This is a genomic window from Streptomyces sp. NPDC093598, from assembly GCF_044764825.1.
Taxonomy (GTDB): Bacteria; Actinomycetota; Actinomycetes; order Streptomycetales; family Streptomycetaceae; genus Streptomyces.
In genome coordinates this window covers 581894-602062 of record NZ_JBIWIV010000001.1, presented here as the reverse complement: position 1 = coordinate 602062, position 20169 = coordinate 581894, and the positions used below count along the sequence as shown (strand labels likewise).

22 protein-coding genes are annotated in these 20169 nt (G+C 72.4%); 10 read left to right on the top strand and 12 right to left on the bottom strand.

Annotation, left to right across the window (positions count from 1 at the left end; translation table 11 throughout):
- Window positions 1–12: 12 nt before the first annotated feature.
- Window positions 13–1047 (bottom strand): Gfo/Idh/MocA family protein, encoded by a 1035-nt coding sequence (locus ACIRDU_RS02755; protein WP_403573449.1) that lies wholly within the window; start codon window positions 1045–1047, stop codon window positions 13–15.
- A gap of 110 nt (window positions 1048–1157) precedes the next feature.
- On the opposite strand from ACIRDU_RS02755, the gene ACIRDU_RS02750 reads away from it, so the two are divergent.
- The 3 genes from ACIRDU_RS02750 (at window position 1158) to ACIRDU_RS02740 (ending at window position 4923) form a co-directional block, all read left to right on the top strand.
- Window positions 1158–2465, top strand: a complete 1308-nt coding sequence (locus tag ACIRDU_RS02750) for a multidrug effflux MFS transporter (RefSeq protein ID WP_403573447.1) — start codon at window positions 1158–1160, stop codon at window positions 2463–2465.
- Window positions 2408–3586: a serine hydrolase domain-containing protein gene (locus ACIRDU_RS02745; protein ID WP_403573444.1), complete on the top strand. Its 1179-nt coding sequence runs from the start codon at window positions 2408–2410 to the stop codon at window positions 3584–3586. The genes ACIRDU_RS02750 and ACIRDU_RS02745 overlap by 58 nt, the downstream gene beginning before the upstream one ends.
- Window positions 3587–3939: 353 nt before the next feature.
- On the top strand, window positions 3940–4923 hold the full coding sequence (locus ACIRDU_RS02740) for a small ribosomal subunit Rsm22 family protein (protein ID WP_403573442.1): 984 nt from the start codon (window positions 3940–3942) through the stop codon (window positions 4921–4923).
- Here ACIRDU_RS02740 and ACIRDU_RS02735 read toward each other — a convergent pair.
- Both ACIRDU_RS02735 and ACIRDU_RS02730 read right to left on the bottom strand, forming a co-directional pair.
- Window positions 4920–6269 (bottom strand): S28 family serine protease, encoded by a 1350-nt coding sequence (locus tag ACIRDU_RS02735; RefSeq protein WP_403573439.1) that lies wholly within the window; start codon window positions 6267–6269, stop codon window positions 4920–4922. The two genes, ACIRDU_RS02740 and ACIRDU_RS02735, sit on opposite strands and share 4 nt — an antisense overlap.
- Window positions 6270–6401: 132 nt before the next feature.
- Complete coding sequence (locus ACIRDU_RS02730) at window positions 6402–6611, bottom strand: DUF6243 family protein (protein WP_403573436.1); 210 nt, start codon at window positions 6609–6611, stop codon at window positions 6402–6404.
- A gap of 106 nt (window positions 6612–6717) precedes the next feature.
- Here ACIRDU_RS02730 and ACIRDU_RS02725 point away from each other — a divergent pair, with 106 nt between their 5' ends.
- The gene (locus tag ACIRDU_RS02725) at window positions 6718–7359 is read left to right on the top strand and encodes a TetR/AcrR family transcriptional regulator (RefSeq protein ID WP_403573433.1); all 642 of its coding nucleotides are present in this window, start codon (window positions 6718–6720) and stop codon (window positions 7357–7359) included.
- Here the strand turns inward: ACIRDU_RS02725 and ACIRDU_RS02720 are convergent.
- On the bottom strand, window positions 7338–8195 hold the full coding sequence (locus tag ACIRDU_RS02720) for a glycerophosphodiester phosphodiesterase (RefSeq protein ID WP_403573430.1): 858 nt from the start codon (window positions 8193–8195) through the stop codon (window positions 7338–7340). The two genes, ACIRDU_RS02725 and ACIRDU_RS02720, sit on opposite strands and share 22 nt — an antisense overlap.
- Window positions 8196–8403: 208 nt before the next feature.
- Here ACIRDU_RS02720 and ACIRDU_RS02715 point away from each other — a divergent pair, with 208 nt between their 5' ends.
- The gene (locus ACIRDU_RS02715; RefSeq protein WP_403573427.1) at window positions 8404–9144 is read left to right on the top strand and encodes a bifunctional DNA primase/polymerase; all 741 of its coding nucleotides are present in this window, start codon (window positions 8404–8406) and stop codon (window positions 9142–9144) included.
- A gap of 33 nt (window positions 9145–9177) precedes the next feature.
- Here the strand turns inward: ACIRDU_RS02715 and ACIRDU_RS02710 are convergent, their stop codons facing one another.
- The 4 genes from ACIRDU_RS02710 to efeO all read right to left on the bottom strand — a co-directional run bounded on the left by ACIRDU_RS02710 (window position 9178) and on the right by efeO (window position 13695).
- On the bottom strand, window positions 9178–10170 hold the full coding sequence (locus tag ACIRDU_RS02710; protein ID WP_403573424.1) for a hypothetical protein: 993 nt from the start codon (window positions 10168–10170) through the stop codon (window positions 9178–9180).
- Between the two features lie 291 nt (window positions 10171–10461).
- Complete coding sequence (gene efeU, locus ACIRDU_RS02705; protein WP_403573422.1) at window positions 10462–11295, bottom strand: iron uptake transporter permease EfeU; 834 nt, start codon at window positions 11293–11295, stop codon at window positions 10462–10464.
- Window positions 11296–11299: 4 nt separating this feature from the next.
- A complete protein-coding gene (gene efeB / locus ACIRDU_RS02700) occupies window positions 11300–12535 on the bottom strand; it encodes an iron uptake transporter deferrochelatase/peroxidase subunit (RefSeq protein ID WP_403573419.1) in 1236 nt (411 codons plus the stop codon).
- 11 nt (window positions 12536–12546) lie between these two features.
- The gene (gene efeO, locus ACIRDU_RS02695; RefSeq protein ID WP_403573417.1) at window positions 12547–13695 is read right to left on the bottom strand and encodes an iron uptake system protein EfeO; all 1149 of its coding nucleotides are present in this window, start codon (window positions 13693–13695) and stop codon (window positions 12547–12549) included.
- A gap of 163 nt (window positions 13696–13858) precedes the next feature.
- Here efeO and ACIRDU_RS02690 point away from each other — a divergent pair, with 163 nt between their 5' ends.
- Window positions 13859–14503, top strand: a complete 645-nt coding sequence (locus ACIRDU_RS02690; protein WP_403573414.1) for a PhzF family phenazine biosynthesis protein — start codon at window positions 13859–13861, stop codon at window positions 14501–14503.
- Window positions 14504–14533: 30 nt separating this feature from the next.
- Here ACIRDU_RS02690 and ACIRDU_RS02685 read toward each other — a convergent pair whose 3' ends face one another.
- The gene (locus ACIRDU_RS02685) at window positions 14534–15181 is read right to left on the bottom strand and encodes a heme oxygenase (biliverdin-producing) (protein WP_403573411.1); all 648 of its coding nucleotides are present in this window, start codon (window positions 15179–15181) and stop codon (window positions 14534–14536) included.
- Window positions 15182–15306: 125 nt separating this feature from the next.
- Entirely contained in the window at window positions 15307–16164 is an 858-nt protein-coding gene (gene map / locus ACIRDU_RS02680) for a type I methionyl aminopeptidase (RefSeq protein ID WP_403573408.1), read from the bottom strand.
- 58 nt (window positions 16165–16222) lie between these two features.
- Here map and ACIRDU_RS02675 point away from each other — a divergent pair, with 58 nt between their 5' ends.
- Entirely contained in the window at window positions 16223–16456 is a 234-nt protein-coding gene (locus tag ACIRDU_RS02675) for a hypothetical protein (protein WP_392116702.1), read from the top strand.
- Between the two features lie 45 nt (window positions 16457–16501).
- Here the strand turns inward: ACIRDU_RS02675 and ACIRDU_RS02670 are convergent, their stop codons facing one another.
- Window positions 16502–17104 (bottom strand): hypothetical protein, encoded by a 603-nt coding sequence (locus ACIRDU_RS02670; RefSeq protein ID WP_403573405.1) that lies wholly within the window; start codon window positions 17102–17104, stop codon window positions 16502–16504.
- 118 nt (window positions 17105–17222) lie between these two features.
- Here ACIRDU_RS02670 and ACIRDU_RS02665 point away from each other — a divergent pair, with 118 nt between their 5' ends.
- From ACIRDU_RS02665 to ACIRDU_RS02655, 3 genes are all read left to right on the top strand, one after another.
- Window positions 17223–18296 carry an exo-alpha-sialidase gene (locus ACIRDU_RS02665; RefSeq protein ID WP_403573402.1) on the top strand — a complete coding sequence of 358 codons (1074 nt, stop codon included), beginning with the start codon at window positions 17223–17225 and terminating at the stop codon, window positions 18294–18296.
- A 38-nt stretch (window positions 18297–18334) separates the two neighbouring features.
- Window positions 18335–19054 (top strand): NADPH-dependent F420 reductase, encoded by a 720-nt coding sequence (npdG, locus tag ACIRDU_RS02660; RefSeq protein ID WP_403573399.1) that lies wholly within the window; start codon window positions 18335–18337, stop codon window positions 19052–19054.
- An 84-nt stretch (window positions 19055–19138) separates the two neighbouring features.
- A complete protein-coding gene (locus ACIRDU_RS02655; RefSeq protein WP_283969852.1) occupies window positions 19139–19318 on the top strand; it encodes a hypothetical protein in 180 nt (59 codons plus the stop codon).
- A gap of 10 nt (window positions 19319–19328) precedes the next feature.
- Here ACIRDU_RS02655 and ACIRDU_RS02650 read toward each other — a convergent pair whose 3' ends face one another.
- On the bottom strand, window positions 19329–20129 hold the full coding sequence (locus ACIRDU_RS02650; protein ID WP_403573395.1) for a site-2 protease family protein: 801 nt from the start codon (window positions 20127–20129) through the stop codon (window positions 19329–19331).
- Window positions 20130–20169: the final 40 nt, after the last annotated feature.

The following is a 20169-nucleotide window of genomic DNA, read 5'->3' as shown; positions in this document are numbered from 1 at the left end:
GCGGATCAGGGCTCAGGCCGGCGCGAGCTCCGCCGTCAGGTCCTCGTCAGGAGTCTCGCCCGGGTAGCGGACGCCGACGCGGTCCCGGATCGCGTCGAGCGTCCGCATCACGGCGAGCGTGCCGTCCAGCGGCACCAGCGGGGACTCGGTCTCACCGGCACGCAGCGCCCGCATGACCTCAAGCGCCTCGTGACGCATGCTGTTGCGCGGCCCGTCCGCCGGGTCGGCCGTGAACTCCTCGGCGTCACGGCCGTCCCGGTGCAGGACGAAACGGTCCGGGAAGAAGAAGCCGTGCGGGATGTCGATCCGGCCCTTGGAGCCGGTGACCGAGGCGGAGGTCGCCGTACCGCCCACGATGGAGCAGTGCACCGAGCCGAGCGCGCCGCTGTCGAAGGAGAGCACCGCCGCCGTCTGGAGATCGACGCCCTCTTCGGAGAGCACCGCCCGCGCCGCGATGTCCGACGGCTCCCCGAGCAGCAACTGCGCGAACGACACCGGATACACCCCGAGATCGAGCAACGCGCCGCCGCCCAGCTCCGGGTTGCGCAGCCGGTGCGAGGGCGGGAAGGGGCCGGCCAGCCCGAAGTCGGCCTGCACGCTGCGCACCTCGCCGATCGCGCCGTCGTCGACCAGCGCCTTCAGCCGCCGCACCAGCGGGTTGCAGTACATCCACATCGCCTCCATCAGGAAGCGTCCGTGCTCCCGCGCCAGCGCGACGAGTTCCTCCGCCTCGCGCACGTTCAGCGTGAAGGGCTTCTCGCACAGCACGTGCCGCCCGGCCGCGAGACACAGCCCGGCGGCGGTCCGGTGCGCCGTGTGCGGGGTGGCGACGTAGACGACATCGATGTCCTCGTCCTGCGCGAGCGCGTTCCAGTCGCCGTAGGCCCGGGGGATCCCGAACCGCTCCGCGAACGTCTTCGCCGACGCCTCGGACCGTGACGCCACCGCCACGACCTCCGCGTCCGGCAGGTCGATCAGACCCGCGGTGAACGAGCCCGCTATCCCGCCGGTCGCCAGGATCCCCCACCGCACCGTGTCCGCCGTCATTGCGCCCCGCCTCCACCTCGTGACCCCGAGCAGTTCGTACGAGCAGTCGTACGAGCAGTCCTCACGAGCTGAGAGCATAGGTGGCGATCGACTCGCAGAGGGAGGGGCTCATGCCCGAGGGTGGGGCGTCCATATCGAACACCGCGCAGGAGGCCGCAGCCGGGACGGAGCGGCCCGACCGCACACCGCACCGCCGCACCGGGCTTCTGGTCACCTTCCTCCTCGGAAGCCTGACCGCCGTGCCCCCGCTGGCGATGGACATGTACCTCCCGTCCCTGCCGGAGGTCACCCGTTCCCTCCACGCGCCCGCCGCGACCGTGCAGCTCACGCTCACCGCCTGCCTGGCCGGCATGGCGCTCGGGCAGCTGGTGGTCGGGCCGATGAGCGACCGGTGGGGGCGCCGCCGCCCGCTGCTCGCCGGGCTCGCCGTCTTCGTCGTCGCCACCGTCGCGTGCGCCCTCGCCCCCACCGTCGAGTTGCTGGTGGCCTTCCGCCTGGCCCAGGGCCTCGCGGGCGCCGCCGCCATCGTCATCGCCCGGGCCGTCGTCCGCGACCTCTACGACGGCATGGCCATGGCCCGCTTCTTCTCCACCCTCATGCTGATCTCCGGGGTCGCCCCGATCGTGGCGCCGCTCATCGGCGGGCAGGTCCTGCGCGTCACGGACTGGCGGGGCGTGTTCGCCGTCCTCACGGTCATCGGCGTTCTCATCGGCGCCCTGGTCTGGGCGAAACTGCCCGAGACCCTCGAACCCGCGCGGCGCCACAGCGGCGGCGTCGGCGAGGCCCTGCGCTCGATGCGCACCCTGCTCGCCGACCGTTCCTTCACCGGCTACATGCTCACCGGCGGCTTCGCCTTCGCCGCCCTCTTCGCCTACATCTCGGCCTCCCCGTTCGTCATCCAGGAGATCTACGGCGCCTCCCCGCAGACGTTCAGCCTGCTGTTCGGCGTCAACTCCGTCGGACTGGTCGTCGTCGGCCAGATCAACGGCAAGATCCTCGTCGGCAGGGTCAGCCTCGACCGGGTCCTGGGCATCGGCCTCGCGATCGTCATCACCGCCGCGACCGCGCTGCTGCTGATGTCGCTGGGCGTGTTCGGCGAGGTCGGCCTCGTGCCCGTCGCCGCCGCGCTGTTCGTGCTGATGTCCGCGATGGGCATCACCCTGCCCAACACCCAGGCCCTCGCGCTGATGCGCACCAAGCACGCCGCCGGGTCCGCATCGGCCCTGCTCGGCACGTCCTCCTTCCTCATCGGCGCGATCGCCTCCCCGCTCGTCGGGGTCGCCGGGGAGGACACCGCCCTCCCGATGGCCGTCGTCCAACTGGCCGCCGCACTGGTGGCACTTGCCTGCTTCATGGGAATGTGCCGACCCTGGAAGAAGGAGAGCAGCCGTCCGAGCACGGAGGGGGCAGTCAGCTGAGCGCACCCAGACTGCGCGACGGCACGCCGGAGCGGGCCGGACTCGACCCCGCGGAGCTGCGTCACCTCGTGCGGGAGGTACACGTCCTCACCACCGGGCAGCGCCCCTGGGCGCCCGGAGCCGTCCTGGTCGTCGGGCGCGGCCCGGTGGTCGCGGTCGAGGAGGCGGCGGGCTGGGCCGTGCGCTACGCGGCCTACGACCCCGACGCCGACGCCGGGGTGGAACTGCCGCCCGAGGACCGGGTTCCGATGACCGTCGGCACGCCCTTCGACCTGGCGTCCCTCACGAAACTGTTCACGTCCGTGGCCGCCGTGCAGCAGATCGAGCGCGGCACGCTCGGCATCGACGCGAAGGTCGGGGCGTACCTGCCCGACTTCACGGCGGCCGCCCGGCACGGCATCACCGTACGGCAGCTGCTCACCCACACCTCCGGGCTGCGGCCCGAACTCCCGCTGTACGACTGCGCCGACGACGCGCAGCGGCTGGCGGCGCTCCGGGCGGAGCAGCCGGTCGGGGTGCCGGGCACGTACGGCTACTCCGACCTGAACATGCTCCTCCTCCAATACGTCCTGGAGCGCGTCACCGGCCGCACCCTCGACGTCCTCGTCCACGACGGCATCACGCGGCCGCTGGGCATGACGGCGACGGACTTCGGGCCGTGCCCGGGCGCCGCGGCGACGGAGGACCAGCGGCGGCCGTGGGCCAAGGCGGACCGGGGGATGCTGCGCGGCGAGGTCCACGACGAGAACGCCTGGGCGCTCGGGGGAGTGGCCGGCCACGCCGGTCTGTTCTCCACCGGCCGGGACCTCGCGGTGTTCTGCCGCACCCTCCTCGCCGGCGGCTCCTACGGCCCCGCCCGCATCCTCGGCCCCGACTTCGTCGAGCTGCTCTTCACCCCGCCGGGCCTCGGCTTCTCCCTCGACCAGCCGTGGTTCATGGGCGACCTGGCGGGCAGCGGCGCGGCGGGCCACACGGGCTTCACGGGCACGTCCCTCGTCCTCGACCCGGCCACGGACACGTTCCTTATCCTCCTCACCAACGCGGTCCACCCGCGCCGCCGCCGCCCGGACAGCGCGCCGAGAGCGGCAGCGGCGTCACGGGTGGCCCGGGCGGTGCGGTGACCCTTCCGGTGAGGGGTGAGCCGGGGGCGCCCGGTCGGGCAGTGGTGTCGTCACCTCACGGCCTCGGCGGCGGACGCGGACTCCGTGGGGGCCGCCGCGTCGTCCCGCGGTGACCGGCACGGGCGGCCCGCGGGAGCCCGGCCGGTTCCCGGCCCGTCGCGCCGTGGTCCGAGTGGTCAGGGCAGTCACGGCGGTCATGGTCTGGCCGCCGAGCCGAGCCGGGCCGAGCCCGGGCCCGGAGCCGGGGTGGAGGCGGACGGCGGCGGCGCCGTCGGACGGTGGTCGGAAGCCCGGGCGGGGACCGCCTTGGGTGAGCGCCGCGCCCGACCCGGCCCGCCTCGTAGAATCGCCGGGTGAACGCCCCCGCACCCCCGGCCGAAAACCTCCGTGCCGCTCTCGCCGGTCTGCTCGACGGGCTGCCGCCCCGGCAGGCCTCGCAGGCCGTCGAGAGGCTGATCGCCAGCTACCGGGGGACCACCCCGACCGACGCCCCCATCCTCCGGGACCGGGCCGACGTCGCCGCCTACGCCGCCTACCGGATGCCCGCGACCTTCGAGGCGGTGCGCTCCGCGCTGGAGGCGTTCGCGGACGCCGCGCCGGAGTGGGTGCCCGGCGGGCACACCGACCTCGGCGGGGGCACGGGCGCCGCGGCCTGGGCCGTCAGTGCGGTCTGGGGCGGGGGGCGGCCCGTCACGGTGCTCGACTGGGCCGAGCCCGCGCTCGCCCTTGGGCGCGAGATCGCCGCGGCCAACCCGGAGCTGCGGGACGTACGCTGGCAGCGCTCCCGGATCGGAGCGGCGCTCACCCTCGAGAGCACGGATCTCGTCACCGTCTCCTACGTCCTCAACGAGCTGACCGCCCCCGACCGCGCCGCCCTCGTCGACGCCGCCGCGGCCGCCGCCCGGGCCGTCGTGATCGTCGAGCCCGGCACCCCCGACGGCTACGCCCGCCTCATCGAGGCCCGCGACCGGCTGATCACCGCCGGCTTCCGCATCGCCGCTCCCTGCCCGCACAGCGCCGCCTGCCCCATCGTCCCCGGCACGGACTGGTGCCACTTCTCCGCCCGGGTCAGCCGCTCCTCCCTGCACCGCCAGGTCAAGGGCGGCTCCCTCGCCTACGAGGACGAGAAGTTCGCCTACGTCGCCGCCGCCCGCTTCCCCGTCGAGCCGGCCCCCTCCCGGGTCGTCCGGCGCCCCCAGATCCGCAAGGGCCAGGTCCTCCTCGACCTGTGCGAGAGCGAACCGTCCCTGCGCCGCGGCACCGTCACCAAGCGCCACGGCGACCTGTACAAGGCGGCACGGGACGCCGACTGGGGAGACGCCTGGCCGCCCTCCTAGCCGGCAGAACCCGCCCAGCGGACCAGGGCGTCCTCCGCCCACTTCCGGTCGGCCGGGGACAGGTCCGCGAGGTCGGCGCCGTGATTCCCGCCCGGCACCCACAGCATCCGTGAGTCCGGACCGCCGGGATGGAAGTGCTCGGCCACGGCCGGGTCCTGGGTGCCGTTGACGAACAGCAGCCGGCTGCCGCGCCGCCGGACCCAGCGGTCGATGTCCGGCATGGCGTCCTGGTCGAAGCGCAGGGGGATGTCCCGGGGGACGAAACTGCGCGGCTCTGCGGCGCCGGGGTGGCGCAGCAGGTCCGCCAAGTGGGCGGTGGGGAACCTGCCGTACCCCAGTTGGGTGCCGATCTGGTACCAGTACGGGATGTAGTTCCGGGCGGTCGTGTCGGCGTACAGGGCCAGACCTGCCGTGCCGTCCAGCCAGGTGTACAGCTCGTCGGCTGTCGCCCCGGGACCGGGGACGGCGGCGACATCGGCCGGTGTGCCGCGCTGCCAGAACATGAACGGCGCGCGCAGGACGGCGATTTCGAGGGCCTTGTCGGCGCTGCCGACGAGCCGGAAGGTGTCGCCGGTGGCGGCCGCCCAGGCCTCGTAGCGGGCGACCAGGTCGGCCCGGCGCAGCAGGATCGCCCGCTGTGCCGCCTTGAGGGCCTCCCGGCCGGCGGCGGTGCCGACCGTTTCCAGAAAGCGGAGATACGCGGAGTCGTCGCGGTCGTCGACGTTGTTCGGGGCCGAGTGGACGACCGTGCCCACCACGTCGTGGGGATGGAAACGGCGGTGGTAGACGCTCGTCATCCCGCCCTTGCTGCCGCCGGTGGAGATCCACGCGCCGGGGTAGAGCCGGCGGAAGAGCCGGACGACGCGGTGGTGGTCGTCGGCCGCCTGCCGGATGGTCAGGTGGGTGTAGCCGGGGGCCGCGGGGCGTGAGACGCCGAAGTAGCGGTGTTCGACCTGGAGTTGATTGGCTCCGAGCAGGACCGCCGGTTCGGTACGCCGTGGGATGAGGACAGCCTGGTAGCCCGTGCTGAACAGCACGGTGGGGCGGTCTGCGGCGGTGTGGAGCAGGGTGAGGCGCTGTTCGAAGGCGCCGGCGGCGGGGTCGTTGTGGTCGACCGGCTGGCGCAGGCCCAGGACGAAGTGCCGGTAACCCGGCTCGGCGTCCTGCCGCTCCTCGATCAGGCGCAGGCCCGGCAGGGCCCGTAAGGCGTCGGCCACGTCGGCGTCCCCGGGGCGGGCCGTCGCGCCCGCCGCCCGCGCGGGTGGGGCCGCCGCCGTGGCGAGGCCCGCCGCCGAGACGGCCGTGGCCGCCGAGGTGAGCAGCCGTCGTCTGGTCCATACGGTCATGAGCCGAGTCCTCCCGGGTGTCCGTGGGGCGGGTGTCCGCCGGTCGCGGGGCGCGACCGCCTCAGTACATCCGCCGGACGGCCCGGGAGGATCCCGCGCGCGGGGGGCCGCTCTCCCTCGCGCGGGGGAGGCTCATGACGCCTCGCCGGCCGCGCCCCCCGGTCGCCCTTCCTGCTGCTGTCGCTTCTCCTGGAGCTTGCGCAGCAGTTCGCGCTTCTGGGCCTGCGGGTCGAGACCGCCGCCGATCCGGTCGTCCCGGCCGCCGCCGCGCAGCGCCTTGCGGCCGAGGTTCCTGCGCGATCCGCCGACACCCAGCAAGTTTCCGGCTCCGCCTCGGGCCATCTCGGGTTCCTTCCCTGACTCTTTCCGTGACGAGACGGTTCGTCTCGTGCATACCGCTCCACTGTCCGCGAGACGCTCCGTCTTGTCAACCTGATAAGTTCGACCCATGGCCGTCCAGAAGTCCGCCCAGCCCGCCCCCGGCAAGCCCGCCCCCGACTCCACCCGGCGCAGCGAGAAGTCCCGCCGCGCCATCTACGACGCCGCCCTCGCGCTGGTCGTCGAGGTCGGCTATCCGAAGACCACCATCGAGGGCATCGCCGCCCGAGCCGGTGTCGGCAAGCAGACGATCTACCGATGGTGGTCGTCCAAGGCGGACGTCCTGATGGAGGCGTTCCTCGACCTGGCCGAGCAGTCCGCGCCGGAGGCCGGGCCGGCGCCGTACACCTTCCCGGACACCGGCGACCTCGCCGCCGACCTGAAGGCCGTCCTGCGCGCCACCGTCGACGAACTGCGCGACCCGAGGTTCGAGGCGCCCTCGCGCGCGCTGGCCGCCGAGGGCGTCGTCAACGAGCAGCTCGGGCGCGAGCTCGTGGCCAAGCTGATGCAGCCCTCACTGGACCTCTACATCGGCCGGCTGCGCGCCGCGCAGGACGCCGGCCAGGTACGGCCCGAGATCGACCCGCGCATCGCCCTGGAGTTCTTCATCTCCCCGCTCGCCCAGCGCTGGCTCCAGCACACGGGCCCGATCTCCTACGAGTACACCGACACCCTCGTCGACTACGCCCTTCACGGCCTGGCCCCGCGCTGAGCGGCCCGGGCCAGCCGCCCCGGCGCGTCCGTGATCACGCCGCCGCAGCCCAGCGCCAGCACCCGGTCCCGCTGCGCGTCCGTCACCACGGTGTGCGCCCACACCCGCGCGATCCCCGAGTTCACCGCCCGCACCAGATCCGCGTCGCGCGCCCGGTGGTCCACGTCCAGCAGGTCCACGTACGACCGCCAGCGCTCCGGGCGGTCCGTGCGCAGTTGCCGCGCCGAGCGCCACAACTGCGAGAGCAGTCCGAGGCGGTGGACGCGCCGGGCCACCTCGGGGTCGTTGGAGTTCACGAAGACCGAGCGGGTCAGGCCCCGGGCCCGGATCAGCTCGGCCAGCCGGCCCAGACCGCGCGGGTCCTTCGCCTCCAGCATCAGCACGATCCGCCCGCCGAAACGATCCAGCACCTCGGCGACCGTCGGCGGCCGCTCCGACCGCCAGCTCCCCGGCAGCCTGTCCTTCGGGCGCAGCCGTACGCCCCGCCACTCCCGGGCGTCCAGGCCGCGCACCGCGCCGCCCAGGTAGGTGGTGCGGTTCAGGGTCTCGTCGTGGAACACCACCGGCGTGCCGTCACGCAGCAGCCGCGTGTCGAAGTCCAGCACCTGCGCCGTCCCGCGCTCGTAGGCGGCGGCCAGTCCCGCCATGCTGTTCTCGGGGACCTCGCGGGCGCCGCCGCGGTGCGCGACGTACGTGATCCGGGGCAGCGCCGCCACGGTCAGCGGACCCGGGCCCCACTCCAGCGGAGCCGGGGCACGGCCGCCGGGCCCTGCCAGGGTCAGCGAGACCACGGAAGCCACGGAGGCCAGACCCGTCAGCGCGATCCTTGTGACCATGGCGACCACGGTAAGACGCCATGTCACGGCAAAGCGGGCAATGACACCCGATCATGCGGGAGAGCGCGGCTCGCCGGTTCTCCTCCCATGGGATGCACGGTGTACGTTGCGCCCCTCCTGTCCCGGATGTGGGCACTGGCCCCCCGGTGCGCGGGAAGATGGGACCATGAGGCATGCTGTTCCGCACGACGGCGAGGCGAGGGGATAGATGAGCGCGGAGTTCGGCGGCCGGACCGGCCTGCAGGGCAAACTCACCCAGTGGCTGCGCGCCGGGCGCCGGCCGAAGGAGACCGCCGGGGACGGCGGCCGTGAAGCCCTGCTGCTCGCCGCCGCCGACGCGGGACTGCCCCTCGCGCCCGCCGCCCACCCGTCCGGGTACCGCTGCTCCTGCGACCGGGTCGGCTGTCCCACCCCCGCCCGGCACCCGGTGTCCTTCGCCTGGCAGACGCAGTCCACCACCGACCGCGCCCAGATCGAGCGCTGGGCCCGCCATCAGCCGCAGGCCAACTTCATCACCGCGACCGGCATGGTGCACGACGTCCTCGACGTGCCCCTCGACGCCGGTCGCGACGCGTTGGAGCGGCTGCTCGCCGCCGGTGTCGAGGTCGGGCCGGTCGCCGAGAGCGACGACGGCCGCCTCCTCTTCTTCACGCTCACGCGCGGCACGCCCGAGGACGAGGACGAGTGGTGGCCGTGCGAACTCGACTGTCACCCCGAGACCGCGGACGAACACCCCGGACTGCGCTGGCACTGCCGGGGCTCCTACGTCCTCGTGCCGCCGGCGCGGCTGCCCGGTGAGGGCCAGGCGGTGCGGTGGGTGCGCGGGCCCGAGCACGCGCTGCCGGATCCGCTGAGCCTGCTGGAGGTGCTCACGGAGGCCGGCGGACGGTACGCCGGTGAGGGCACCGACCACGCCGCCGGGGCGGCCTGGCCCACGCGGCGGCACTGAAGCCTGTCGCCGACCCTGCCGGGAGGGCCCGGGCTACGAGCCCTCCGCCGACGTCAGGCCCTGGATCCGGCCCAGGATCGTCACCTTGCCCTGGCCCTCGGGATCCAGCGCCACCTCGTTGGAGACGAACTCCATCGTGAGGGACTGCTTGATCTCGCCCTTCGTCAACGCGAGGACGTCCTTGCCGGGGGCGGGGACGGACGTGCCCGCGTAGGCCGTCTGCTTCTCGTAGTGGCGCGTGGTGAAGAACACCAGCGCCCCGCCGTCCGTGGTACGCAGGGCCAGCGGTGCGTAGTCGCCGTTCGTCAGCGGCTCGTCGATGTACTGGGTGACCATGCCCGGCTTCTTGGCGTTCTTCTGGCGCAGGGCACGCCACTGGCTGGTGTGGGCGCCGTCCGCGAAGGTCTCTCCGCCGCTCTTCAGGTACGTCGCGTACGTCCGGCTCAGGTCGCCGGGACCGGCGGCCAGGCCGGCCGAGTCGGCGGGGACGGACTCGGCCCAGCCGTCGGCGTCCTTCTTGAACTGCGGGACCTTGCCCGGGGCGACGAGCGTCAGGTACGCCACCTGGAACGGGTCGTCCAGACTGCTGCGGGTGAACACCAGCAGCCAGCGGGCGGTGCCGCCCTTGTTGCCGGCCGCGTCGACGACGAACCAGCGGGGCCAGCCGGCCTTCTTGGGGATGGTGAACTTCGCGTCCGTCAGCTTCAGCGGGGTGTGGTTCGGGTTGCCGTCCGGGTTGTTCGCCCTCCCGGCCTTCAGACGGGCCGAGTCGATGTCGGCGAGGGCGCCGGTGGTGTGGTCGGCGTCCAGGGTGCCGTCGTAGGCCTTGTCGGCCTCGTTGTACGCGGTCGTGAACTCCTGGAGGGCCTTGGCGGCTTCGGCGCGGGTCGTGGCCGGGAGGATCTCCCGTTCGCCGTGCACGACGACACATCCACTGGCCGTCAGCGACAAAGCGGTCACCGAGGTTGCTATGAGGGCGCTCCGGGCGGGCCTGCGGAGCGTTCGAGGGTCGCGATCCCTGCTCATCGGGTACCTTCACCTTCCCCTTTCCGGAGGCGAACCCTACCGGGTGCCTCCGGCGGTTGGGCCGGGGGTGGGGTGGGGCGGGGGTGCGCGTGCTGCGCCTTGTGCCGGGTGGGGGCGCGCGTCCGCTTCGCCTGACCGCCGGGTGTGGGTCGGGGCCGCGCCGGGGGTGTCCGTCCTCGGAACGGCGCGATGGACCCACTCACCGACTGACTGGGTTGACGCGCCAACCGCTGCGGGCGGACGGACACCCCCGACACGGCCCCTTCTCGCCGTGCGCGGGTGCGGGTGCGCTCACGCCTTGTCGCGCACCGGAGTTGGTGTCGTGGTCCGGGTCGGGGCGAGGAACAGGGCCAAGGTCGGGATCAAGTACAGGAGCCAGACGGTGACTTGGAGCGTGGTGGGGTCGGGCTGGAAGTTGAAGACGCCCTTGAGGAGGGTGCCGTACCAGCTGTCCGGGGGGATCGTGCCGGAGACGTCGAAGGCCTTGTCGGTGAGGCCGGGCAGGAAGTCGGCCTCCTGGAGGTCGTGGAAGCCGTAGGCCAGGACCCCGGCCGCGACGACCACGAGCATGCCTCCGGTGTACGTGAAGAACTTGGCCAGGTTGATGCGCAGCGCGCCCCGGTAGAACAGCCAGCCCAGGAGGATCGCCGTCAGGAGGCCCAGGGCGACGCCGAGCAGGGGGCGCGGCGTGCCGTCGCTCGCCGCGTGGACCGACGCCCAGACGAACAGGGCCGTTTCCAGGCCCTCCCGGCCCACCGCGAGGAAGGCCGTGGCGACCAGCGCGCCCGTACCCATCGCGAGGGCGGCGTCGAGTCTGCCGTGCAACTCCGACTTGAGGTGCCGGGCCGTGCGGCGCATCCAGAACACCATCCACGTCACCAGGCCGACCGCCAGGATCGACAGCGAGCCGCCGAGCGCCTCCTGCGCCTGGAACGTCAGCTCCTGGGAGCCGAATTCGAGGGCGCAGCCGAAGCCGAACGCGAGGGCGATCGCGACGGCTATGCCGGCCCAGATCGGCTTCAGGGCGTCCCTGCGGTCCGTCTTGACCAGGTAGGCGATGAGGATGCAGACGACGAGGCTCGCCTCCAGGCCCTCGCGCAGACCGATCAGGTAGTTGGAGAACACGGGCTCAGGCCTCCTTGGAGAACAGCGTCCGGCCCCACCAGTCGTCCTTGTCGCGGACGCCCGGCGGGATGGCGAAGAGCGCCGAACCCACGTGCTGGATGTACTCGTTGAGCGAATCCGCGGCCAGGCTGCGCTGGATGGGGATGAAGCCCTTGCGGACGTCCCGCTGGTAGGCCAGGAAGAACAGGCCCGCGTCCAGACGGCCGAGGCCGTCCGTGCCGTCGGTGAAGGAGTAGCCGCGGCGCAGGATCGTCGCCCCGTGATTGGTGTCGGGGTGCGCGAGCCGGACGTGCGCGTCGGGCTTCATCGCCTTCAGGAACGGCTCGTCGCGCTCCTTGGCCTTGCCGACCGGGGCACCCTCGCCCTTGTCGCGGCCGAAGATGTCCTCCTGCTCCTGGAGCGAGGTGCGGTCCCAGGTCTCGATGTGCATGCGGATGCGGCGGGCGACGAGGTAGGAGCCGCCCCGCATCCAGGCCGGGCCGTCCTTCTCGTCCACCCAGACGAACTTCTTCAGGCGGTCCGTCTCCGTGCCCGCGATGTTGCGGGTGCCGTCCTTGAAGCCCATCAGGTTGCGCGGCGTCTGCGCCTCGGGCGTCGTCGAGGAGGTCTTGCCGAAGCCGAGCTGCGACCATTTGATGACGACCTTGCCGAAGCCGATGCGGGCCAGGTTGCGGACGGCGTGGACCGCGACCTGGGGGTCGTCGGCGCAGGCCTGGATGCACAGGTCGCCGCCGCTGCGGTTCTTGTCCAGGTTGTCGCCCGCAAATTTCGGCAGGTCGACCAGGGCCTCCGGTCGGCGGTCCGTGAGGTCGAACTTCCCGAACAGGGACGGGCCGAAGCCGATCGTGAGGGTCAGGCGGGAGGGCTTCAGGCCCAGTGCCTCGCCGGTGTCGTCCGGGGGCGCCTCGGCCAGTCCCCCGTAGGCGCCCTCGCCGACGGCGCGCCCGGCCGTCATGCGCCGGGCGGCCGCCGTCCAGTCCTTCAGCAACTGGACGAAGGCCTCCCGGTCCTCGGTCGTCACGTCGAACGCGGCGAAGTGCAGGCGGTCCTGCACCGGGGTGGCGATACCCGCCTGGTGCGGGCCGTGGAAGGCGATGGCCGAGCCGGCCGGTTCGGTGTCGTCCTCGGTGCGGGCCATCGCCACCGCGCCGCCTGCCGCGGCCGCGCCGAGCGCCAGGCCGGCGCCGCCCCAGCCGAGCAGGGAACGGCGGCTGGGGGAGGGGGAGTCGGTGTCCGTCATCGTGGCCCCCGCTACTTCACCACGGCCGCGGCGAGCTTCGACAGCGGCTCCGCCAGGGCGTTGACCGCGTCCGAGAGCTCCTTGCGGTCGGCCTTGCCGACCTTGTCGTAGGAGGTGAAGTCGTACGACGTCGTGTTCGGGCGGTACTGGTCGAGCAGCTTGTTCAGCGCCGCGAACTGCTGGTCGAGTTCGGTGACGAGGGCCGCGTCGTTCTCCTTCGCGACCGGCTTCAGCAGGTCGTACGACTTCTGCGCGCCCTCGACGTTGGCCTTGAAGTCGACCAGGTCGGTGTGGGAGTAGCGCTCCTCCTCACCGGTGACCTTGCCGGTGGCGACCTCGTCGAGGAGTTCCTTGGCGCCGTTGGCCATGGAGGTGGGGGTGATCTCGGCCTTGCCGACCCGGTTCTGCCAGTCCTTCAGGTCGGTGATCAGCTGGTCGGCGAGTTCCTTCTCACGGTCGCCGATCTTCTTGTCCTGCCAGAGGGCATTCTCCAGGCGGTGCCAGCCCGTCCAGTCGGTGGCCGGGTCCTGGCCGTCCTCCAGGCCGTCCTCGCGGACGTCGACCTTGGGGTCGATGTCGCCGAACGACTCGGCGACCGGCTCGGTGCGCTCCCAGCCGACGCGGGAGGGGGCGTACGCCTTCTTCGCCGCTTCGAGGTCGCCGTCCTTGACGGCCTTGGCGAAGACCTCGGCCTTCGGCAGCGTCTCGTCGGCCTGCTGCTGTGCGTAGGCGCGGTAGGCCGCCACGGCCTTGTCCAGGCGCGGGTCGCGCTTGACGGCCTTGCCGCCGGTGGCCTTGACGGCCTGGCGGATGCCGTCGCCCTTCATGCCGGGCTTGCAGGCGATCTGGTAGTCACCGGCCTTCACCTCGGCGGTGACCCGCTGCTTGGTGCCGGGGCCTATGTTCTCCCGCTCGGTGACCACGCGGTCGTCGGGGAAGAGGACGTAGACCTCGGTGACCTTGGAGCCCTTGTTCTCGACGGCCAGCTCGACGTGCCCGGCCGGGAACTCCTTCTTCGACACCTGGCACTTGTCGTCCGTCGCCGTCACGTTGATGACGTGGTCACCGTCCTTCGCGCCGCTCTTCTCGGTGCAGCCGGTGACGGCGGCCAGGGCCGCCGCGGCGGCGATGACGACGGAAGCGGGACGGGCGGGTCGCATGGGGACTCCAGGAGAGAGGAAGGTGAGGCTCACCTAAGACAGCACATAAGGATGACCTAAGTGGCTCAAAGTCGCTGCCATGATTGAGTCAAGGGACGGTCAAAGGTCGCATCGCGACCCCCGCCTCGCCGACCTGCGCCTCTGACCGGCGAGAATGCTCCTCGTGACTGACTACGACGTGCTTCGCGTCTTCTGCGGGCCGAGCGGTGGGTACGGCAACGAGCTCGGGGTCGTGCGTGAGGGGTCCGTGATGCCCGAGCGGGGTGAGCGGCAGGCGTTCGCCGCGAAGGTCGGGTTCAGCGAGACCGTGTTCGTCGACGACCCCGAGCGCGGAGTGATCGACATCTACACGCCGACGCTGCGGCTGCCTTTCGCCGGGCATCCCTGTGTGGGGACGGCATGGCTGCTCGACGTGCCCGAACTGGTCACGCCCGCGGGGGTGGTCGGTGCCCGGCAGGACGGGGAGTTCTGCTGGATCGAGGCCCGGGCGGAGTGGGTGCCGGCGCGGACGCTGCGGCAGTACGGCAGCGCCGCCGAGGTCGACGACCTGGCCGTGCCGCCGCCGGGGGAGTGGGTGTACGCCTGGGCGTGGGAGGACGAGCCTGCCGGGCGGATCCGGGCCCGGGCCTTCCCCGGCCGGGGTGACGGCATCGACGAGGACGAGGCGACCGGGGCCGCGGCCCTGCTGCTCACCGACCGGCTGGGCCGGGCCCTCAACATCACCCAGGGCGCGGGCTCCCAGATCCTGACAGCGCCCCAGCCGGGCGGATGGACCGAGGTCGGCGGCAGGGTCCACCTCGAACGCTGACCCGGGCGGGGCGACCGCGCGTGACGCCGTTCACGCCGTCAGGGGGAACTCCTCGCCCAGCGCCTCGAACAGCCCGTTGTTCAGGTCGTACGCCCGCCTGCACTCGGCCACGATCCGCTGCCGCTCCAGCTCGTCACCGGGCACCGCGTCCAGCAGCTCGCAGTAAGTCCGCTTGAAGGCGGCCGGGTTGGGGATCTCCTCGAAGACGTAGAAGCGGACCCCGTCGCCCTTCTTCGAAAAGCCCCACGCCTTCTCGGCCGTGTCGCGGATGATCTGCCCGCCGGAGAGGTCGCCGAGGTAGCGGGTGTAGTGGTGGGCGACGTAGCCGGCCGGCCAGCCGCGGGCGCATGCGGTGATCCGCTCCGCGTACTCCAGGGTGGCCGGCAGCGCGCTGAGCGTCGTCCGCCAGCCGGGGCCGCGCAGATGCTCCAGGTCCCGCTCCAGCGCCGCCATGCGGAACAGCTCCGGGCGGACGAAGGGGCCGGCCACCGGGTCCTCGGCCAGGTGCCGGGCGCCGGACTCCAGCGCGCCGTACACGAACCACAGCTGCTCCGTGTAGCGCGCGAACGCGTCGACCCCCAGTTTGTGCCCCAGCAGGTCACTGATGAAGGTCGAGCCCCTGACCTCCTCGTGCTGCTCGCGCGAGGCGGTCCGAAGGAGCGTCGAGAAGGAATCCATGGGCACACTCTTCCCGACAAGGTGTCGGTAAAAACCTCGCTTCGAGGTGCCGGGGATCCGAGCCCGAAGGGAACGGCCCGCCCTCCGGGGAGAGCGGGCCGTGCGGTGGGGTGCGGATGGGCGTGCTACGGCAGCGTGAGGACCTCCGCGCCCGAGTCCGTCACCACCAGCGTGTGCTCGAACTGGGCCGTCCGCTTGCGGTCCTTGGTGACGACCGTCCAGCCGTCGTCCCACATGTCGTACTCGTGCGTCCCCAGCGTCAGCATCGGCTCGATCGTGAACGTCATGCCGGGCTGGATGACCGTCGTCGCGTGCGGGCTGTCGTAGTGCGGGATGATCAGGCCCGAGTGGAACGACGAGTTGATGCCGTGCCCGGTGAAGTCCCGGACCACTCCGTAGCCGAAGCGCTTGGCGTACGACTCGATGACCCGGCCGATGATGTTGATCTGCCGGCCCGGCTTGACCGCCTTGATGGCCCGCTCGAGCGACTCCCGGGTCCGCTCCACCAGCAGCCGCGACTCCTCGTCGACGTCACCCACCAGGTACGTGGCGTTGTTGTCGCCGTGCACCCCGCCGATGTACGCCGTCACGTCCAGGTTGACGATGTCGCCGTCGCGCAGCACCGTCGAGTCCGGGATGCCGTGGCAGATCACCTCGTTGACGCTCGTGCACAGCGACTTCGGGAAACCGCGGTAGCCCAGCGTCGAGGGGTAGGCGCCGTGGTCGCACATGTACTCGTGCGCGACCTTGTCCAGCTCGTCGGTGGTCACCCCGGGGGCGATCAGCTTCGCGGCCTCCGCCATCGCCCGGGCCGCGATCCGGCCGGCCACGCGCATCGCCTCGACCGTCTCGGGCGTCTGCACCTCCGGTCCGGTGTACGGCGTCGGCGCGGGCTTGCCGACGTACTCGGGACGGCGGATGTTTCCGGGCACGGGACGGGTGGGGGACAGTTCCCCTGGTACGAGCAGCGACTGGCCAGACATGCCAGCGAGTCTAACCAGCGGCCATGGGGGAACATGTCGATGGCGAGAGGAGCTGGTCATGGCCCTGTTCAAGAAGCGCACGGTCGGCAAGCCGGGTGAGTGGTACTACTGCCTGGAGCACAAGAAGGTCGAGGAGGGGCCGGAGTGCCCCAACAAGGACCGTTTCGGGCCGTACGCCTCCCGTACGGAGGCCGAACACGCGATGGCGACCGCCCGCGAGCGCAACCTCCAGTGGGAGAACGACCCCAAGTGGCACGACGCCCCGGCGGGCAGCCGGGACGACGAGAACTGATCCCACCGGCGCCCGGGGCCGCGGCAGCCGCGGCCCCGGGCCTCGTCACCAGCGGGCCGGCGGCGGTGCCGTCAGGTGTTCCGCCAGCCGCGCCATCCGGTCCCGGAGCCGACGCCGCCCCCGCGGGGTCGGCAGGGCGTTCTCCCCGGCCGCGGCGCTGACCAGGTGCTGCACCGTGTCGAGGTCCAGCTCCGAGCCGTCGGGGACGGCCAGGGCCTCGTGCGCCACGGACGGGAGCTCACCCCGGGCCGGGCCGAGGGCCATGACCGTCGCACCCGCGCGGCGGGCGTCGGACACCCGTTCCAGCAGTGGTGCGGCGGGATCCTCGGGGGCCACCACCAGCAGGGTCTCGCCCCGCCGGGCCGCCTGCAGCCGGCCAGGACCGACCGCCAGGTGCGCCGGATCCGAGGGGCGCGCATGGTGCCGTACCAGCGTCGGGGCCAGCTCCGGCGTGCCCGACCAGGCGGCCTCGTCCACCAGGTGCGCGGCGAGGTGCCACGGCTCGTACTCCGGCGTGCCGACGAGCAGCAGCCCGCCCCCGTGCGACACCACCGAGCCGCGCAGCGCCCCGGCGAACCGCCGTGTGGCACCCAGCCACTCCGTCCCGGCGAGCACTTCCCGCAGCAGCGCGACCCGTACCGCATCCATGGGACCGCATCCTGCCCCGATCGGTCACTCGTGACGTGGAGTTCACCGCGCATTCGCCCGGCCTGGGTAGGCCGACCGGTCACCCGTACCGCCGTCGAACGACCGGAGGAACCCGCCGATGACCGAGACCAGCGTCCCCTTCCGTGCCGGGCAGGAGGGCTACGCCAGTTTCCGTATCCCCGCCGTCGTCGCCACCCGCACCGGTGACCTGCTCGCCTTCTGCGAGGGCCGCGTCGGCTCCCGGGACGACTTCGGGAACATCGACGTCGTGCTGAAACGCTCCTCGGACGGCGGCCGCACCTGGGGGCCGCTCCAGGTCGCCGCACGCAACGGCGACGCCCTCGCCGGCAACCCGGCCCCCGTCGTCCTCGACACCGGCCGCGTCCTCCTCGTGCACGTGCGCAACGCGGCCCTCGCCACCGAGGACGCCATCCGGCGCGGCAAGGTCAGCGCGGCGGACGGGCGCCGGGTCTGGGTGCAGCACAGCGACGACGAGGGCCGCACCTGGTCCGCGCCGAAGGAGATCACCCAGGAGACCAAGCGGCCCGAGTGGCGCTGGTACGCCACCACCCCCGGCCACGCGATCCAGCTGAGCACCGGCCGGGTCGTCGTCCCCGCCAACCACTCCCTGCCGCCCACCGGCGCGGACAACGGCACCGAGGGGAAGTACAACGGCGGCCACTGCCTGCTCAGCGACGACGGGGGCGCCACCTGGCGGATCGGCTACGTCGACGACGACACCGACGGCTACATCAACGCCAACGAGACCACCGCCGCCGAACTCCCCGACGGGCGCGTCTACTTCAACACCCGCAACGACTCGCCGTCCCCCGGCACCCGCGCCGACGCCCACTCGGCCGACGGCGGACAGACCCTGGTGAAGCCCTTCCGCCCGCAAGCAGCTCTCGCCGCCCCCGTCTGCGAGGCCGCCGTCCTCCAGCTCCGCGACCCCGACCTGCTGCTCTACTCCGGTCCCGCCGACCCGGGCTTCCGCGCCCTGATGACGATCCGCGCCTCCACCGACGGCGGCACCACCTGGCGCCCGGCGTACACGGTGGACGGCCTGCCCGCCGCCTACTCGGATCTCGTACGGATCGACGCCGGGACCGTGGGCCTGCTGTACGAGACCGGCGACTTCGGCGCCTACGAGACGATCACCTTCCGGCGGGTGCCCGTGACGGAGCTGACCTGAGCCTCCCCGGGCGGTGGCGCGGTCGTAGAGTCGGGGCCATGACCTCTACCGACAGTGCTGCCACCGACAACGCCCAGAAGGCGCCCGCCAAGGACCCCTGGGACCTGCCCGACGTCTCCGGACTCGTGGTCGGGGTGCTCGGCGGGACCGGGCCGCAGGGCAAGGGCCTGGCCTACCGGCTCGCCAAGGCCGGCCAGAAGGTGATCATCGGCTCGCGGGCGGCCGAGCGCGCCCGGGCCGCCGCCGGTGAACTCGGTCACGGGGTCGAGGGCGCCGACAACGCCGAGACCGCGCGCCGCAGCGACATCGTGATCGTCGCCGTGCCGTGGGACGGTCACGGCAAGACCCTCGAATCCCTGCGCGAGGAACTGGCCGGCAAGCTCGTCGTCGACTGCGTCAACCCGCTCGGCTTCGACAAGAAGGGCGCCTACGCGCTCAAGCCCGAGGAGGGCAGCGCCGCCGAGCAGGCCGCCGCCCTGCTGCCGGACTCCCGGGTCACGGCCGCCTTCCACCACCTGTCGGCCGTCCTGCTCCAGGACCCGGAGATCGACGAGATCGACACCGACGTGATGGTGCTCGGGGAGGTGCGGGCGGACGTCGAGATCGTCCAGGCCCTGGCCGGGCGCATCCCCGGGATGCGCGGGATCTTCGCCGGACGGCTGCGCAACGCCCACCAGGTGGAGTCGCTCGTGGCGAACCTGATCTCCGTCAACCGCCGCTACAAGGCGCACGCGGGGCTCCGCGTCACCGACGTGTGAGCCGGTGAGGCGCATGGGGGACACTGGACGGCACAAGCGGTACCAGCTGTGCCAGAAGTGTCCCCCCGACAGGAGCCGACCGACATGCCCCGCCTTGCCCTCTACGCCCTGATCGTCTGCGTCCTCTCCGTGGCCGCCGCCGTCGTCTCCTTCACACGGGGCAGCTTCCTGGGGATCGTGTGGGTGCTGCTGGCGGGCCTGTCGTCCAACATGTGCTGGTACTACGCCAAGCGCGCCAAGCAGCGGAAGTCCGTCACCGGCTGACCCGCGCCCGTCAGGGAGCCGCCGAGCAGAACTCGTTCGAGCCCTGCCAGAAGCGGTACAGCTCCTGACCGCAGTACGTCTCGAAGTCGCTGATCCCGAGGGACTTCAGGATCGTGTCGATCACGTCGAAGAAGACGCCGTTGACCGCGGGCAGCCACAGCAGCGCGAACACGAACAGCAGGCCGAACGGCGCGAACGGCTCCACCTGGCGCCGGATGCCGTACGACAGCCAGGGCTCGATCACGCCGTAGCCGTCCAGGCCCGGCACCGGCAGGAAGTTCAGCAGCGCGGCCGTCACCTGGAGCAGCGCGAGGAAGGCCAGCGCGAACCGGAAGTCGTTCGGCACGCCGTCCAGCGCGTCCAGCCAGAACGGGGCGGTGCACACGACGGCGAACAGCACGTTCGTCAGCGGGCCCGCCGCCGAGATCAGGCTGTGCTTCCAGCGCCCCCGGATCCGCCCCCGCTCGATGAACACGGCGCCGCCGGGCAGTCCGATGCCGCCCATGATCACGAAGATCACCGGGAGCACGATGCTGAGCAGCGCGTGCGTGTACTTCAGCGGGTTCAGGGTCAGATAGCCCTTCGCGCCGACCGAGATGTCGCCGCTGTGCAGGGCGGTGCGCGCGTGCGCGTACTCGTGCAGACACAGCGAGACGATCCAGGCCGCCGTCACGAACAGGAACACGGCGACACCGGGCTGCTCGGCGAACCCGGTCCAGGTCGCCCATCCCGTGACCGCCGTCACGGCGAGGATCCCGACGAACACGGGACTGATCCGCCGCTCGCTGTGGCGGGTGGTGGCGGTGGTCATGGGGCTCCCTGCACTCTCGAACACGGGGTGGGACGGCCCG

Coding starts and splice junctions, on each gene's coding strand:
- ACIRDU_RS02725 (WP_403573433.1), top strand. CDS start 6,718: ATGGCCGTCCAGAAGTCCGCCCAGCCCGCCCCCGGCAAGCCCGCCCCC.
- efeO (WP_403573417.1), bottom strand. CDS start 13,695: ATGCGACCCGCCCGTCCCGCTTCCGTCGTCATCGCCGCCGCGGCGGCC.
- ACIRDU_RS02670 (WP_403573405.1), bottom strand. CDS start 17,104: ATGGATGCGGTACGGGTCGCGCTGCTGCGGGAAGTGCTCGCCGGGACG.
- ACIRDU_RS02685 (WP_403573411.1), bottom strand. CDS start 15,181: ATGGATTCCTTCTCGACGCTCCTTCGGACCGCCTCGCGCGAGCAGCAC.
- ACIRDU_RS02655 (WP_283969852.1), top strand. CDS start 19,139: ATGCCCCGCCTTGCCCTCTACGCCCTGATCGTCTGCGTCCTCTCCGTG.
- ACIRDU_RS02730 (WP_403573436.1), bottom strand. CDS start 6,611: ATGGCCCGAGGCGGAGCCGGAAACTTGCTGGGTGTCGGCGGATCGCGC.
- ACIRDU_RS02650 (WP_403573395.1), bottom strand. CDS start 20,129: ATGACCACCGCCACCACCCGCCACAGCGAGCGGCGGATCAGTCCCGTG.
- ACIRDU_RS02750 (WP_403573447.1), top strand. CDS start 1,158: ATGCCCGAGGGTGGGGCGTCCATATCGAACACCGCGCAGGAGGCCGCA.
- ACIRDU_RS02755 (WP_403573449.1), bottom strand. CDS start 1,047: ATGACGGCGGACACGGTGCGGTGGGGGATCCTGGCGACCGGCGGGATA.
- ACIRDU_RS02720 (WP_403573430.1), bottom strand. CDS start 8,195: ATGGTCACAAGGATCGCGCTGACGGGTCTGGCCTCCGTGGCTTCCGTG.
- ACIRDU_RS02715 (WP_403573427.1), top strand. CDS start 8,404: ATGAGCGCGGAGTTCGGCGGCCGGACCGGCCTGCAGGGCAAACTCACC.
- map (WP_403573408.1), bottom strand. CDS start 16,164: ATGTCTGGCCAGTCGCTGCTCGTACCAGGGGAACTGTCCCCCACCCGT.
- efeB (WP_403573419.1), bottom strand. CDS start 12,535: ATGACGGACACCGACTCCCCCTCCCCCAGCCGCCGTTCCCTGCTCGGC.
- npdG (WP_403573399.1), top strand. CDS start 18,335: ATGACCTCTACCGACAGTGCTGCCACCGACAACGCCCAGAAGGCGCCC.
- ACIRDU_RS02710 (WP_403573424.1), bottom strand. CDS start 10,170: ATGAGCAGGGATCGCGACCCTCGAACGCTCCGCAGGCCCGCCCGGAGC.
- ACIRDU_RS02735 (WP_403573439.1), bottom strand. CDS start 6,269: ATGACCGTATGGACCAGACGACGGCTGCTCACCTCGGCGGCCACGGCC.
- ACIRDU_RS02675 (WP_392116702.1), top strand. CDS start 16,223: ATGGCCCTGTTCAAGAAGCGCACGGTCGGCAAGCCGGGTGAGTGGTAC.
- ACIRDU_RS02665 (WP_403573402.1), top strand. CDS start 17,223: ATGACCGAGACCAGCGTCCCCTTCCGTGCCGGGCAGGAGGGCTACGCC.